This is a genomic window from Streptomyces sp. NPDC051555, assembly GCF_044454405.1.
Lineage (GTDB): Bacteria > Actinomycetota > Actinomycetes > Streptomycetales > Streptomycetaceae > Streptomyces.
Genome location: NZ_JBITDP010000004.1, coordinates 383,844 through 399,187, shown reverse-complemented (window position 1 = coordinate 399,187; position 15,344 = coordinate 383,844). Strand labels below are relative to the sequence as shown.

At 74.3% G+C, this 15,344-nt stretch carries 6 protein-coding genes; 2 read left to right on the top strand and 4 right to left on the bottom strand.

Annotation, left to right across the window (positions count from 1 at the left end):
• The 3 genes from ACIBEA_RS12935 to ACIBEA_RS12925 form a co-directional block, all read right to left on the bottom strand.
• On the bottom strand, positions 1-2,791 hold a 2,791-nt coding region (locus ACIBEA_RS12935), incomplete at its 3' end, for an ATP-dependent helicase (protein WP_399260024.1).
• 151 nt (positions 2,792-2,942) lie between these two features.
• On the bottom strand, positions 2,943-6,563 hold the full coding sequence (locus ACIBEA_RS12930) for an ATP-dependent helicase (protein WP_399260156.1): 3,621 nt from the start codon (positions 6,561-6,563) through the stop codon (positions 2,943-2,945).
• Between the two features lie 228 nt (positions 6,564-6,791).
• The gene (locus ACIBEA_RS12925; protein ID WP_399260022.1) at positions 6,792-7,139 is read right to left on the bottom strand and encodes an MGMT family protein; all 348 of its coding nucleotides are present in this window, start codon (positions 7,137-7,139) and stop codon (positions 6,792-6,794) included.
• A gap of 167 nt (positions 7,140-7,306) precedes the next feature.
• Between ACIBEA_RS12925 and ACIBEA_RS12920 the strand changes: the two genes are divergently transcribed.
• Positions 7,307-10,168 carry a lysylphosphatidylglycerol synthase domain-containing protein gene (locus ACIBEA_RS12920; protein WP_399260020.1) on the top strand — a complete coding sequence of 954 codons (2,862 nt, stop codon included), beginning with the start codon at positions 7,307-7,309 and terminating at the stop codon, positions 10,166-10,168.
• Between the two features lie 491 nt (positions 10,169-10,659).
• On the opposite strand, the gene ACIBEA_RS12915 is transcribed toward ACIBEA_RS12920, so the two are convergent.
• On the bottom strand, positions 10,660-11,379 hold the full coding sequence (locus tag ACIBEA_RS12915; RefSeq protein ID WP_399260154.1) for a YwiC-like family protein: 720 nt from the start codon (positions 11,377-11,379) through the stop codon (positions 10,660-10,662).
• A gap of 301 nt (positions 11,380-11,680) precedes the next feature.
• Here ACIBEA_RS12915 and ACIBEA_RS12910 point away from each other — a divergent pair, with 301 nt between their 5' ends.
• Positions 11,681-15,340 carry a nitrate reductase subunit alpha gene (locus ACIBEA_RS12910; RefSeq protein WP_399260018.1) on the top strand — a complete coding sequence of 1,220 codons (3,660 nt, stop codon included), beginning with the start codon at positions 11,681-11,683 and terminating at the stop codon, positions 15,338-15,340.
• Positions 15,341-15,344: the final 4 nt, after the last annotated feature.

Here is a 15,344-nt window from a genome sequence, read left to right as displayed (position 1 = left end):
CGGGGGGGGGGGGGGGGGGGGGGGGGGGGGGGGCGGGGGGGCCCGGGGGGGCCCCGGGGGCGGGGGGGGGGGGGGGGGGTGCGGCTCGGGGGCCCTGCGGGGCTTCGGGGCTCCGCCCCGGACCCCGCTCCTCAAACGCCGGAGGGGCTGAGTCGGGGGCGTCGTCGTCCCAGGGGGGTTCTTCTTCGTCCCAGGGCTCGTCGCAGTCCGGGGGCCAGAGGTAGTCGTCCTGGGGGGTCGAGGTGGGCTCGGGGGTGGGCGGGGTGGCCAGGTAGGAGGCGACCAGGGCTGCCGCGCGGCGGCGCAGGGCCAGGGAGTCCGGGTCCAGCGGGAGCGGCCAGGAGCGGTCGGGGGTGTCGGCGGTGTCCAGGGCCGGGTTCACGGCGTCCGGCTCGGGCTCCTCGGCCCAGACCTCGATCTCGCCGAACCCGGCCGCGCAGTGGTCGTACAGGGCGGTCAGGAAGGAGGAGGGGCCGCGGCGGCGCTTCTGGGTCGGGCCCCACCAGTGGCCGGAGGCCAGCAGCAGGGACCGGGGGCGGGTGAAGGTCACGTAGCCGAGGCGGAGCTCTTCGGTGGACTGGTGGGCGCGCAGCTGTGCCTTGAAGTTCTTCAGACCGGCCGCGGTCCACTCCGGGTCGGCGGGCAGGGTCGCGGCGTCGCCGCGCAGGGAGTGCGGGAGGACCTTCGCGTACGAGGTCCAGGCCTCGCGGGAGCGTTCGCTCGGGAAGGCGCCCGCATACAGCCCCGGAACGGCCACGACGTCCCACTCCAGGCCCTTGGATTTGTGGGCGGTCAGCACCTTGACCGTGTTCTCCCCACCGGGGAGGGCCTGGTCGAGGCCCTTCTCGTACTGGGCGGCGGTGCGCAGGTAGGCGAGGAACGCGAGCAGCGTGGCCTCGCCGTCGAGGGCGGCGAAGCCGGCGGCCACGTCCATGAAGCCGGACAGGGTCTCGCGGCGGCGGGCCGCGAGCGCGTGGGGGGACGCGGACAGCTCGACGTCGAGCCCGGTGGCGGCCAGCACCCGGTGCAGGACGTCCATGAGCGGGTCGGACAGGGCCCGGCGCAGGTCGCGCAGCTCCTGCGCGAGGTGCGCGAAGCGGACCCGGGCCTCGGCGGAGAAGGGCAGCCCGTCCTGCTGCGGGGCGTCGCCGAGGAAGGTCTCCAGGGCGTCGGCAAGCGAGACGACCTCGGCCGGATCGACCCCCTCGACGGCCGCGGCCAGCCGGTGGTCCGCGTCGTCGCCCGCGGCCGGGGCCCGGGCGACCAGCAGCCGGGCCCGCTGGCCGAGCAGGGCCAGGTCGCGCGCGCCGATCCGCCAGCGCGGGCCGATCAGCAGCCGCACGAGGGCGGCGTTGGCCCCGGGGTCCTGGAGCACCTCGCAGACGGCGACCAGGTCGGCGACCTCGGGCAGGTGCAGCAGCCCGGACAGGCCCACGACCTCGACGGGGACGTCACGGGCCACCAGGGCGCCCTGGATCGCGGCGAAGTCACCGGCCGAGCGGCACAGGACGGCGATCTCGCCCGGTTCCTTGCCGGTGCGCACCAGGTGGGCGATGGAGTCGGCGAGCCACTCCAGCTCCTGGGCGTGCGTCTCCAGCAGGGCGCAGCGGACGAAGCCGTCGCGCTCGGCGCCGGGCGCCGGACGCAGCGCCTCCACGCCTTCGTGCAGGGACCGCAGCGGCGCGGCCAGGCCGTTGGCCAGGTCGAGGAGGCGGCCGCCGCTGCGCCGGTTCTCGCTGAGGGAGAGCCGGGTGGCGGGGGTGCCGTCGGCGTGCGGGAAGTGCTCCGGGAAGTCGTCGAGGTTGGCGACGGAGGCGCCGCGCCAGCCGTAGATCGCCTGGCAGGGGTCGCCGACGGCGGTCACGGCGTGGCCGGTGGCCTGCCCTGGGACCCCGTCCCGGGGGGACCCCTTGCCGAAGAGCCCGGACAGCAGCAGCCGCTGGGCGACCGAGGTGTCCTGGTACTCGTCGAGCAGGACCACGCGGAACTCCTCGCGCAGCAGCGCGCCGACCTCGGGGCGGGTGGTGGCCAGCTGTGCGGAACGGGCTATCTGGTCGCTGAAGTCGAGCAGGTCGCGGGAGGCCTTGGCGGCGCGGTAGCGGCCGACCAGCTCCAGCAGTTCGAGCCGGCCGCGGGCGGCCTCGGGGACCTTTCGGAGGTCTTCGTTGCCGAGCTTGACGTCCGCGAGGGCGTCGAGGAGGGCGGTGTCGTGGGCGCGCAGCCCCGCCGGGTCGACCAGGTGCTCGGAGAGCTCGCTGTCCAGCGCGAGCAGGTCGCTGACCAGGTCGGGGAGGGATTTGGTGAGCGAGGGGTAGGGGCCGGGGGCCTCGCGCAGCACGCGGGCGGCGAGCTGGAAGCGGGTGGCGTCGGCGAGCAGCCGGGAGCTGGGCTCCAGCCCGATGCGCATCCCGTGGTCCTTCAGGAGCTGCCCGGCGAAGGAGTGGTAGGTGGAGATCCGGGGCTCGCCCCCGGCGGTGTCGTCGGCCGGGGAGGGGTCGGGGTCGCTGATCCCGGCCCGCGCCAGCGCCGTCCGTACCCGCTCGGCCAACTCGCCGGCGGCCTTGTTCGTGAAGGTCAGGCCGAGGACCTGCTCGGGCGCGACCGTGCCCGTACCGACCAGCCAGACCACGCGGGCGGCCATGACGGTCGTCTTGCCGGAGCCCGCGCCCGCGACGATCACCTGGGGGGCGGGCGGGGCGGTGACGCAGGCCAGCTGTTCGGGCGTGAAGGGGATCCCGAGGAGCTGCTTGAGCTGCTCGGGGTCGGTGAGGACGGGCTGGCGCGCGGACACGTAAAAAGGCTAGCGGCCTCCACCGACAGCCCCGACCCGGAGCACTCGCCCACAACCCCATCGGCCGCCGTCGCCCGTGTGCTGCGCGCTGCTCGCCACGCGTTACGCGTTACGCGTTACGGGTTACGGGTTACGGGTTACGGGTTACGCGCTAGTCGACGGTCTGGCGGCCCTCGGGGCGGGCGCTGCAGGCCGCCCGGAAGGAGCAGCGGGAGCAGTGGTCGCCGGTGGCGGGCGCGAAGCGCTCGTCCAGGACCCGGCCCGCCGCGGTGGCCAGCAGATCGCCGACCCAGTCCCCCGCCGGGCCGCCGCCGAGCGGCTGCTGGGCCTGCACCTTGGGGACCTCGTCGCCGCCGTCCTTCTTCGCCGCGCCCTGGCGCAGCTGGACCAGTTCGGCGCCGCCGGGCTCGGGCCGGCGGCCGTCGAAGACATCGTCGACCGCGCCCTCGCGCACGGCGAGCTGGTAGACGGCGAGCTGCGGGTGCCGTTCCACCTGTTCGCGGGTGGGGGCGGCCTTGCCGGTCTTGAAGTCGACGACGTACGCCCGGCCCGCCGCGTCCGTCTCGACGCGGTCCATGGAGCCGCGGATGCGGACCTCGTACTCGCCCGCGCCCAGGGTCACGTCGAAGCCGTGCTCGGTGGCCACGGAGGTGCGCCCGCCGCGGTCGGAGTTGTGCCAGCGGATGAAGCGCTCCAGGGCGGCCCGGGCGTTCTCCTTCTCCTGGCGGGACTTCCAGGGCGCGTCGAAGGCGAGGGCGTCCCACACCGAGTCCAGCCGCTCCATGAGGACGGCGAGGTCGGCGGGGGTGCGACCGGAGGCGACCTCGTCGGCGAGGACGTGGACGACGTTGCCGAAGCCCTGGGCGGCCGACGACGGGGCGTCGGCCTTGACCTCCCGGCCCAGGAACCACTGGAGGGAGCAGGTGTTCGCCAGCTGGTCCAGGGCGCTGCCGGACAGCGCCACGGGCCTGTCCCGGTCGCGCAGCGGGACCGTGGCCCGGGTGGGCTCGTACAGGCCCCACCAGCGCTGCGGGTGCGCGGACGGTACGAGCGGACGGTCGTCGTCGTCGGTGAGCGCGGCGAGCCGGGCGAGGCGCCGGGCGGCGGCGTCGCGCAGCGCCTCGGAGGCGTCCGGGTCGACGGTGGTGGCGCGCAGCTCGGCGACCAGGGCCGGGACGGCGAGCGGGCGCCGGGGGCGGCCGGTGACGTCCTTGGGGGTGACGCCGAGTTCGGTGAGGAAGCGGGAGGGCTGGTCGCCGTCCTCGGCGGGGGCCTTGACGGCGGTCACGACGAGGCGCTCGCGGGCGCGGGTGGTGGCGACGTAGAAGAGGCGGCGCTCCTCGGCGAGGAGGGCGCCGGGGGGCATCGGTTCCGCGAGGCCGTCGCGGCCGATCCGGTCGGCCTCCAGGAGCGAGCCGCGGCGGCGCAGGTCCGGCCAGAGGCCCTCCTGCACTCCGGCGACGACGACGAGGCCCCACTCCAGGCCCTTGGAGCGGTGCACGGTCATGAGGCGGACCGCCTCGGGGCGGGTGGCGCGGTGGCTGAGGGTGTCGGCCGCGATGTCCTCGGCCTCCAGCTGTTCGAGGAAGTTGAGGGCGCCGCGGCCGCCGGTGCGGTCCTCCGCGCGGGCGGCGGTGTCGAAGAGGGCGCAGACCGCGTCGAGGTCGCGGTCGGCGTTGCGGCCGGCGGCGCCGCCGCGGCGGGCGCCCCGCTCCAGGCGCTGCGGCCAGGGGGTGCCGTCCCACAGGACCCACAGGGCCTCTTCGGCGGTGCCGCCGCCCTGGAGCAGCTCACGGGCCTTGCGCAGGAGCGGGCCGAGGCGCTGCGCTCCGCGGGCGTAGGCGGGGTCGTGCGCGGTGAGGCGTTCGGGTTCGGCGAGGGCGCGGGCCAGGAGGACGTCGGAGGGGGCGGGGACGGTCGTGCCGGCGGCCCGTTCCTCGTCGCGCAGGGCCCTTCCCAGGCGGCGGAGGTCGGTGGCGTCCATGCCGCCGAGGGGGGAGGTGAGGAGGGTGAGGGCGGCCTCCACGCCGATCCAGCCGGCCTCGACATCCGGCCCGGGGGTGGGTTCGGCTGCCGCCGCGGGTTCGGCTGCCGCCGCGGGGGTGGCCGAGGGGGGCTCGGGCTCCGCCGGGTGGTGCCGGTGCGTCGGACCCTGCGGGTGCTCTTCTGCCTCCGGCGGCGCCTCAAACGCCGGCGGGGCTGGATGTGGCGGGACCGGAGGCACCACCGCCGCCCGCGAACCGTCCGCGGATCCGTCCGGGGCCACCTCCAGCCTCGCCGGCGTTTGAGGCGCCGCCGGAGGCACCACCGCGCCCGCGGGGTCCGCGTCACCGGCCGCCCGCGAACCGTCCGGGGAGGCGTCCGGCTCCGCGGGGCGGTGCGCGTGCGTCGGACCCTGCGGGCGCGACTGCGCCTCCGGCGGGGCTGGAATCGCCTCGGCCGGAGTGGGGGTCGCGACCGTGCGGAGGGCGGTGAGGAGGGGGGTCACGGCTGGTTCGTGGCGTAGGGGGGCGTCGCCGCCGTCCGTTTCGGCCGGGACGCCCGCGGCGACCAGGGCGCGGCGCATCGCGGGCAGGGTGCGGCCGCCGGAGCGGACCAGGACGGCCATGTCCTGCCAGGGCACCCCGTCCTCCAGGTGGGCCCGGCGCAGGATGTCGGCGATGTTCTCCAGCTCGGTGGCGGAGGTCGGGTAGGTGTGGACCTCCACCCGCCCGCCCTCCCGCACGGCCCGCAGCTCGCGGTGCGCGCGGACCGCGGCGGCCGGGAGCCGGGTCATCGGCATCCGGGTGGTGAGCAGCCGGGTGGCCGCGAGGAGGCCCGCGCCGGATCGGCGGGACACGCTCAGGGAGCGGATCCCGGCGCCGGGGAAGACCGAGGCGAAGTCCAGGATGCCGTTGACGTCACCGCCGCGGAACGCGTAGATCGACTGGTCCGGGTCACCGAAGGCGACCAGCGTGCCGGCGGGACCGTTCAGCGCGCGCAGCAGCCGGACCTGGGACGCGTCGGTGTCCTGGTACTCGTCGACGTAGATCGCGTCGTAGGCCGCGGACACCTGCGGGGTGCGCTCCGCGAGCAGCACCGCGCGGTGCAGGAGTTCGGCGTAGTCGAGCGTTCCCTGCATGTCCAGGACGTCGAGGTACTCGGCGAGGAAGGCGGCGGCGGCCTGCCAGTCGGGGCGTCCGGTCCGGGAGGCGAAGGCGTCCAGCGCGGCCGGCCCGAGCCCCAGCTCGCGGCTGCGGGCGAGGACCGCTCGTACCTCGTCCGCGAATCCGCGCGTGGTGAGCGCGGCCCGCAGGTCGTCGGGCCAGCGGATCGACTTCAGGGCGCGCTGGCCTTCGAGCAGGGCCCGTACGGTCACGTCCTGCTCGGGGCCGGACAGCAGCCGCAGCGGTTCCGTGAAGAGCTCGCTGTCCTGGTGGGCGCGGACCAGGCCGTAGCAGAAGGAGTGGAAGGTGGTGGCCTGCGGGGCGCGGGCCCCGCCGAGCCGCAGCGCGGTCCGGTCGCGCAGTTCCACCGCCGCCTTGCGGCTGAAGGTGAGGACGAGGATGCGGGCGGGATCGGCGCCGGCCTCGACCCGGGCCGCGACCGCCTCGACCAGGGTCGTCGTCTTTCCGGTGCCCGGTCCCGCGAGGACCAGCAGCGGCCCGGCGGCGTGGTCAACCACGGCCTGCTGCGCTGCGTCCAGGACAGGGGGATCCACCTGCGCCGGTCCGCCGCGGACCAGCCGGTACGCGTGCGGGGCCCGCGTACGACGGTCCGAAGGAGAGCTGATCACGTGGGGTGCCGGTCCTGGTGGGTCTGGGTTCGTGGGTGCGCGGGGCGGCCTGCGCGGCGCGGGCGAAGGCTCAACGCTACGGCAAGCGGGCGACCCCGCGCAGTCTCCCCGGGGACCCCGCGTCCCCCGTACGGGCCTGTGGGAGCCCACCCGCACGTCCGATGGCCGAAGCTGGCAGGTGTGACCCTGCACACGCCCGCGCCGGGGCCCGGAGTGAACCGGACGTCAACCGTCCGCCGCCCGGTGTCCGTCCCAGCGCGCGCGTTTCATGTCGAGGCGCGGCACGTGCCCCGTGGCGGCTCGGGAGGCCGCGCGCAGCGGTGTGCCCTCGTCCCGGTAGTGCGCCAGCGCGCGCGGTTCGCTGCCGGGCAGCAGGACCCCGTCCGAGCGGACCACGCGCCACCACGGGACCGGGCCGCCGTAGAGCGCCATGACGCGCCCGACCTGGCGCGGGCCGCCGTCGCCGAGCCATTCCGCGACGTCCCCGTAGGTCATCACGCGGCCGGGCGGAATCTCCTCGGCGACGGCGAGGACTCGTTCCGCGTACTCCGGCAGCTCCGGTTCATCGCTCATGCGGCACATGGTGCCGCACCCCGCGCCCGGACCACCGAAACGGTTCCCTCCGGTGGGACGCGCACCCTGCTGCCTCGCGCCCCGGCTCCGCCGTGCCACCATCTTCCGGGCGGTGACAGGTGATACGTGATCAAGAAGAGACGGATGTGACGGCGAAGGAGCAGGGTGTGAGCCCTCCCGAGAGCAGTCCGGACGGTCCTCCAGGGCCTTCGGGAACCCCCGGCTCCCCGGACTTCTCCGGAGCCGGAGCCGGAGCCGATTCCGATCCCGGTGCCGGCGCCGGCGCCGGTGCCGATCCCGGTGCCGGGGCGGGAGCACGGCGTGCGAAGGCGGACGGTGCGGCGCGAGCGGACGGCGCCGCCGCTCCCGCGCGCCCGGACGCCGTCACGGACGCCGTCACCGACGTCACAGCCATCACCGCCGACCGGGTCGAGGTCGACGAGCCCCTGCTGGCCGCCCGCGTGCACCGCCCCTCCGACCTGGTCCGGCTGCTCGTCGGCATCCTCGGCATCGCCGTCGTCCTCGGCATCGCCGCCTTCGCCCACGGCACGACAGTCGGCCTGGAAGCGGACATCAGCAAGGGCACCGGTCAGGCGCCCGACCTGCTCATCAAGGTCGCCGGGCTGGTGTCGAGCATCGCGATCCTGCTCGTGCCGGTCGCCTTCGCCATCGAACGGTTGATCAAGCGCGACGGTCTGCGCATCGCCGACGGCGTGCTCGCCGCCGTGCTCGCGCACGGCGTGACCCTCGCCATCGACCTCTGGGTCTCGCGCACCGCGCCGGGCACCATCCGCGAGGCCCTGACCCGCCCCACCGGCATCGGCGAAGACCTCACCGATCCGGTCCACGGCTACCTCGCACCCGTCATCGCCTACATGACCGCCGTCGGAATGACGCGCAGACCCCGCTGGCGCGTGGCCCTGTGGGCCGTGCTCCTCCTCGACGCCTTCGCGATGCTCGTCGGCGGCTACACCACCCCCTTCTCGATCATCCTCACCGTGCTCATCGGTTGGACCGTCGCCTACGGCACGCTGTACGCCGTCGGCTCCCCCAATGTCCGGCCCACCGGCCAGAACCTCCTCGCGGGTCTGCGCCGGGTCGGCTTCCAACCGGTCAGCGCGACGCGCGCCGAGGTGCCGGAGAGCCCGGAGGGCAAGGAGGTCTCGGAGCAGAACGACCGGGGCCGCCGCTACCACGTCACGCTGGCGGACGGACCGCCGCTGGACGTCACGGTCGTGGACCGCGAGCAGCAGGCCCAGGGGTTCTTCTACCGGGTCTGGCGGCGGCTCACCCTGCGCGGGATCACCACCCGGCGCAGCCTCCAGTCGCTGCGCCAGGCGCTGGAGCAGGAGGCGCTGCTCGCCTACGCGGCGATCGCCGCCGGGGCGAACGCGCCCCGGCTGATCGCCACCTCGGAGCTGGGGCCGGACGCCGTGATGCTCGTCTACGAGCACCTGGGCGGCCGGACCATGGACTCGCTCGCCGACGAGGAGATCACCGACGAGCTGAGCCGCAACGCCTGGGAGCAGGTGCGGGCCCTGCAGTCGCGACGGATCGCGCACCGACGGCTCACCGCGGACGCCCTCGTGGTGGATCGTTTTGGCAACGTCATCCTCACCGACCTGCGCGGCGGCGAGATCGCGGCCGGCGACCTGGTGCTGCGGATGGACATCGCCCAGCTGCTGACCACCATCGGCCTGCGGGTCGGTGCCGAGCGCTCGGTGGCCTCGGCGCTCCAGGTGCTGGGTCCGGACGCGGTCGCGGACTGTCTGCCGCTGCTCCAGCCGATCGCGCTGAGCCGCTCCACCCGGGCCACCCTGCGCAGGCTGGCGCGCGAGCGCTCGACCCGCGAGCGGGAGGCCGTACTGGAGACCTCGCGGCTGGCCAAGGCGCAGCGCGAGGCGGAGCGCGAGGCCGACGCGGCCGCGCGCCGCTCCTCCAAGGCCGTCTCCAAGGCGGAGACGAAGGCCGAGCGCAAGGCCGAGAAGCGGGCGCTGGACGAGGCCCTCGACGAGGCGCGCGAGGAGGACCTGCTCAGCCAGATCCGCCAGCAGGTCCTGCTGATCCGTCCGCAGGCGCCGGTGGAGCCGGCCCGGCTGGAGCGGATCAAGCCGCGCACCCTGGTGTCCTTCATCGCGGGCGCGGTGGCGGCGTACTTCCTGCTCTCCCAGCTGACCCAGGTCGACTTCGCGACCACCTTCGGGCAGGCGCGCTGGGGCTGGGTCGGGGTGGTGCTGGCCTTCTCCGCGCTGACCTACTTCGCGGCGGCCATGAGCCTGTTGGGCTTCGTGCCGGAGCGGGTGCCCTTCCTGCGGACCGTCTGCGCGCAGCTGGCCGGGTCCTTCGTGAAGCTGGTCGCTCCGGCGGCGGTGGGCGGGGTCGCGCTGAACACGCGCTTCCTCCAGCGCTCGGGCGTGCGGCCGGGGCTGGCGGTGGCGAGCGTCGGCGCGTCGCAGCTCTTCGGTCTGGCGAGCCACATCCTGCTGCTGCTGTCCTTCGGCTATCTGACCGGGACGGAGAACACCACGCAGATGACCCCGTCCCGGGCGGTCATCGCGGGGCTGCTCACGGTCGCCGTGCTGGTGCTCGTGGTGACGGCGATCCCGTTCCTGCGGAAGTTCGTGGCGACCCGGGTACGGGCGTTGTTCGCCGGGGTGGTGCCGCGCATGCTGGACATCCTCCAGCGGCCGCAGAAGCTGATCACGGGCATCGGCGGGATGCTGCTGCTGACCGCCTGCTTCGTGATGTGCCTGGACGCCTCGGTCCGTGCCTTCGGCGGGGGCGAGGCCCTGAGCCTGGCGAGCATCGCGGTGGTCTTCCTCGCGGGCAACGCGCTGGGGTCGGCGGCGCCGACGCCGGGTGGTGTGGGCGCGGTGGAGACCACGCTGACGCTCGGGCTGATCGCGGCCGGGCTGGAGAAGGAGATCGCGATCTCGGCGGTGCTGTTGTTCCGGCTGTGCACCTTCTGGTTGCCGGTGCTGCCGGGGTGGATCTCGTTCAACTATTTGACCCGCAAGGAAGCCATCTAGTTCCGGCGGCGGGCGGGGGCGGCGCGGAGGTCGGTCCCGGCCCGGCCCGCCGGGGCCCTCAATCGCCGGGCGGGCTCCACTTGGCAGCGGCCTTCGACGCCGCACCCGGCCCCGACGCACCACCCGGGCGGGCCCCGGCCCCGCCACCCCCGCCCCCGCCGGGGCCGCCCCCAGCCCCGCCGGCGATTGAGGCGCGGGACCGGGCGGAGCCCGGGGCCCGGGGTCCGGCGGAGCCGGGTTGCTGGTTCCGCGGGAACGGGGCCGCCCGTGCGGCCCCGTCGTGCCTCCGGCGGGCCCTCAATCGCCGGGCGGGCTTGAGGTGGCCCGGGCCGGCTCGATGGCCCGAAGGGCTTGAGGTGGCTCGGGCCGGGTCGATGGCCCGAAGGGCTTGAGGCGGCTCGGGCCGGGTCGATGGCCCGAAGGGCCTGATGCGGCGCGGCCGGCTCGATGCGCAGGCGGGCCTGATGTGGCCCGGGCCGGGTGGAGCCGGGTCAGAAGGTCAGGGTGAGGGTGGTCAGGAGGAGGGCCGAGGCGGTCAGTTCCGCGGCGCCGACCAGTGGGGGCTTCAGGCCCCGGCCCGGGAGCAGGGCGGCTCGGGCGAGGTAGAGGGCGAACGGGAGGGCCAGCCAGGGGCTCAGCCAGGCGGCCGCGACCAGCGCCACCGCGTGGTAGGCCACCGAGGCCCGGCGCCAGGCGGGCGAGTTGCGCTCCCGGATCATCGTCTTCACGTACGGGACGGTGCCGCCGAAGTAGAGCAGGCAGGCCAGCGCCGCCCGCCGGCCGTCGGCGAGGTCACCGCCGCCCAGGCGCAGGGCCACCAGCAGCATCCCGCAGGCCGGGACCACCGCCGCCAGGCCGTTCCACAGGGCCCGTTCGCGGTTCCGCCGCGCCGCGTACGTGTTCACGGCGACGCAGGGTCCGGCCGCGGCCCCCGCCCACAGCAGCCAGGGGTGCAGGACGGCGAGCGGCAGCGCGAGCAGCGCGCAGGCCGCGCCGAAGACGAGCCCCGGGCGCAGGTGGCGGCCGGCCGCGCGCGGGTTGCGCGAGTGCCGCCGCAGCCGGAGCCACTGCTGGCCGTGGAAGACGGCGACGTAGCCGAGCAGCCAGGCGCCGAAGAGCGCCGCGTGCGCCGGGCGGGGCCGCGGTGCGAGCAGGACACCGACGAGGAACGGCACGGCGAGCATCGCCCACGCCCCGTGCTGGTCCGGCAGCCAGCGCCGCGCCCACGAGCGCCGGGGCGCGGCGGGACGCGGGTGCGGGCGTGGCCGCGGGCGCGACCCGCTCCGGGTTTCCGTTTCCAGTCGCACGGGTCGACCCACCACCTAATTGGCATGAATACGCGTAATTAACCTGCGCCGTCGCGGAATTGACGCCATTCCAGAATGCACCCGATCGGCCCGTGAAACTCCGGCAGATGGTCACCCCCCTCCGGGACCTTTGTCACCGGACGCGGCTATTCCACGGGCGTACGGTCGTTCGGGGATTCGAATTTGCGATGGCCTGGAGGTCGCGTTGCAGGAGCATCAGGGTGCCGCCGAGCAGTTGATCAAGGCGGGCAGCTTCTTCAGCCGGGCCGAGGTCTCGGACGACCTGCGCACGGTCCACCGGACCGGCGGCCGGGCCGCGGAGGCGTTCTACCGCGACCGTTGGAGCCACGACAAGGTCGTGTACTCGACGCACGGCGTGAACTGCACCGGTTCGTGCCGCTGGAAGGTCTACGTCAAGGACGGGATCATCACCTGGGAGACCCAGGCCACCGACTACCCGTCGGTGGGCCCGGACCGCCCGGAGTACGAGCCGCGCGGCTGCCCCCGCGGGGCCTCCTTCTCCTGGTACTCCTACTCGCCGACCCGGGTCCGCTACCCGTACGTCCGCGGCACGCTGCTGGAGATGTACCGGGAGGCCAAGGGCCGCCTCGGCGATCCCGTCGAGGCCTGGGCCGACATCCAGTCCGACCCCGAGCGCCGGCGCCGGTACCAGAAGGCCCGCGGCAAGGGCGGTCTGGTGCGCGCGACCTGGGAGGAGGCGACCGAGCTGGTCGCCGCCGCCCACGTGCACACCATCAAGGAGCACGGCCCGGACCGGGTCGCGGGCTTCTCGCCGATCCCGGCGATGTCGATGGCCTCGCACGCGGCGGGCGCCCGCTTCCACTCCCTCATCGGCGCGCCGATGCTGAGCTTCTACGACTGGTACGCCGACCTCCCGGTGGCCTCGCCGCAGGTCTTCGGCGACCAGACGGACGTGCCGGAGTCCGGTGACTGGTGGGACGCGGCCTACCTGATGATGTGGGGCTCCAACGTCCCGGTCACCCGGACGCCGGACGCCCACTGGATGACCGAGGCCCGCTACCGCGGCCAGAAGGTCGTCACGGTCTCCCCCGATTACGCGGACAACACCAAGTTCGCCGACGAATGGATGCACCCGCACCCCGGTACGGACGGTGCGCTGGCCCTCGCGATGGGCCACGTCATCCTGAAGGAATTCTTCGTCGACAAGCAGACGCCGTTCTTCACGGATTACGTCCGCCAGTACACCGACCTCCCGTTCCTGGTGTCCCTGCGGGAAACGGAACAGGGCCTGGTGCCCGGCAAGTTCGTCACCGCCGCCGATCTCGGGCACGACACCGAGAACGCGCAGTGGAAGACGGTGCTGATCGACGACGTCACCGGCGAGCCGGTGGTCCCGAACGGCACCCTCGGCCACCGCTGGGGCAAGAACGAGAAGCCCGAGTGGAACCTGGACCTCGGGGACACCGTCCCCCGGCTGACCCTCCTCGACGACGGCCCGGACGCGGTGGAGAGCGTCGCGATCACGCTGCCCCGCTTCGAGGACGACGAGCGCGGCGGGGTCATCCGCCGCGGCGTGCCCGTGCGCCGGCTCGGGGACCGACTGGTCACCACGGTCTTCGACCTGATGCTCGCGCAGTACGGGGTGGCCCGCGAGGGGCTGCCCGGCGAGTGGCCCGCCTCGTACGAGGACGCGAGCCAGCCCGGTACCCCCGGCTGGCAGGAGTCCCTGACCTCGGTGCCCGCCGCCCAGGCGGCCCGGGTGGCCCGCGAGTTCGCCGAGACCGCCGAGCAGTCGCGGGGCCGCTGCATGATCCTGATGGGCGCGGGCACGAACCACTGGTTCCACTCCGAGACCATCTACCGCGCCTTCCTCGCCCTGCTGACCCTCACCGGCTGCCAGGGCCGCAACGGCGGCGGCTGGGGCCACTACGTCGGCCAGGAGAAGTGCCGCCCGGTCACCGGCTGGGCCACCCTCGCGGCCGCCTCCGACTGGTCGCGCCCGCCGCGCCAGATGATCGGCGCCGCCTGGTTCTACCTGCACACCGACCAGTGGCGCTACGACACCCTGCCCGCCGAGGCGCTGGCCTCGCCGTTGGCCGAGGGCGCCTTCGCCGGCATGACCGGTTCCGACTGCCTGGCCGCGAGCGCCCGGATGGGCTGGATGCCCTCCTACCCGACCTTCGACCGCAACCCGCTGGAGCTGGGCGAGGCCCGGGATCCGGTGGCCAGCGCGGTCGAGCAGCTCAAGAGCGGCGAGCTGGGCTTCGCGGGCGAGGACCCGGACGCCCCCGGCAACTGGCCGCGCGTACTGAACGTATGGCGCGCCAACCTGCTGGGCTCCAGCTCCAAGGGCAACGAGTACTTCCTCAAGCACCTGCTCGGCACGCACTCCAACCTGCCCGAGGACGGGCCGCGTTGCACGCCGAAGGACGTCACCTACCGGGACGAGGACGTCGAGGGCAAGCTCGACCTGCTCATGACGATGGACTTCCGGATGACCTCCACGACGCTCCTGTCGGACGTGGTCCTCCCGGCGGCGACCTGGTACGAGAAGCACGACCTGTCCTCCACCGACATGCACCCCTTCCTGCACGCCTTCACCCCGGCGGTCGACCCGCCCTGGCAGGCCCGCTCGGACTACGACGCCTTCAAGGCACTGGCGGAGCGCTTCGGCGCGCTGGCCAGGACCCACCTGGGCGTGCGCAAGGACCTGGTCGCCACCGCCCTCCAGCACGACACCGCGGGCGGCGAGATGGCCCAGCCGGGCGGGGTCGCGCTGGACTGGTCGAAGGGCGAGTGCGAGCCCGTACCCGGCCGGACCATGTACAACCTCCAGGTCGTGGAGCGCGACTACGGCGCGGTCGGCGAGAAGTTCGCCGCGCTGGGCCCGCTGGTCGACGCGCTCGGCGTGACGACGAAGGCCATCACCTTCGACGTCGCCGAGGAGATCGACTACCTCCGCGCGAAGAACGGCACGGTCCGCGGTGGCGTCGCCGACGGCCGCCCTCGACTGGAGACCGCGCAGCAGGCCTGCGAGGCGATCCTCTCGCTCTCGGGCACCAGCAACGGCCGCCTGGCCACGCAGGGCTTCGAGACGCTGGAGAAGAAGGTCGGGACCCACATGGCCCATCTGGCCGCCGAGGCCGAGGGCAAGCGGATCACCTTCGCCGACACCCAGGCCCGCCCGGTCCCGGTGATCACCTCGCCCGAGTGGTCGGGCAGCGAGGCGGGCGGTCGCCGCTACACCGCCTTCACGATCAACACCGAGCACCTCAAGCCCTGGCACACCCTCACCGGCCGCCAGCACTTCTTCATCGACCACGACTGGTTGCACGAGGTGGGCGAGTCGATGCCCGTCTACAAGCCGCCGCTGAACATGCACCAGCTCTACGGGGAGCCCGAGCTCGGGGTCGTCGAGGACGGCAAGACGGTCGCCGTGCGGTACCTGACCCCGCACAACAAGTGGGCGATCCACAGCCAGTACCAGGACAACCTCTACATGATGACCCTGGGCCGCGGCGGTCAGACGGTGTGGATGTCCCCGCAGGACGCCGAGGCGATCGGGGTCGCGGACAACGACTGGATCGAGGCGGTCAACCGCAACGGCGTGGTCACCGCCCGCGCGATCGTCTCCCACAAGATGCCGCCGGGCACGGTCTACATGAACCACGCCCAGGAGCGCACGGTCGGCGTCCCCAAGACCGAGAAGACGGGCCGCCGCGGCGGCATCCACAACTCGCTGACCCGGGTGATGCTCAAGCCCACCCACCTCGTCGGCGGCTACGCCCAACTGACCTGGGCCTTCAACTACCTCGGCCCGACCGGCAACCAGCGCGACGAGGTGACGGTCATCCGCCGCCGCGACCAGAACGTGGAGTACTGATCCC

Excerpts from the sequence above, each read along its gene's own strand:
- ACIBEA_RS12925 (WP_399260022.1), bottom strand. The coding sequence starts at position 7,139 with ATGAGCGATGAACCGGAGCTGCCGGAGTACGCGGAACGAGTCCTCGCC.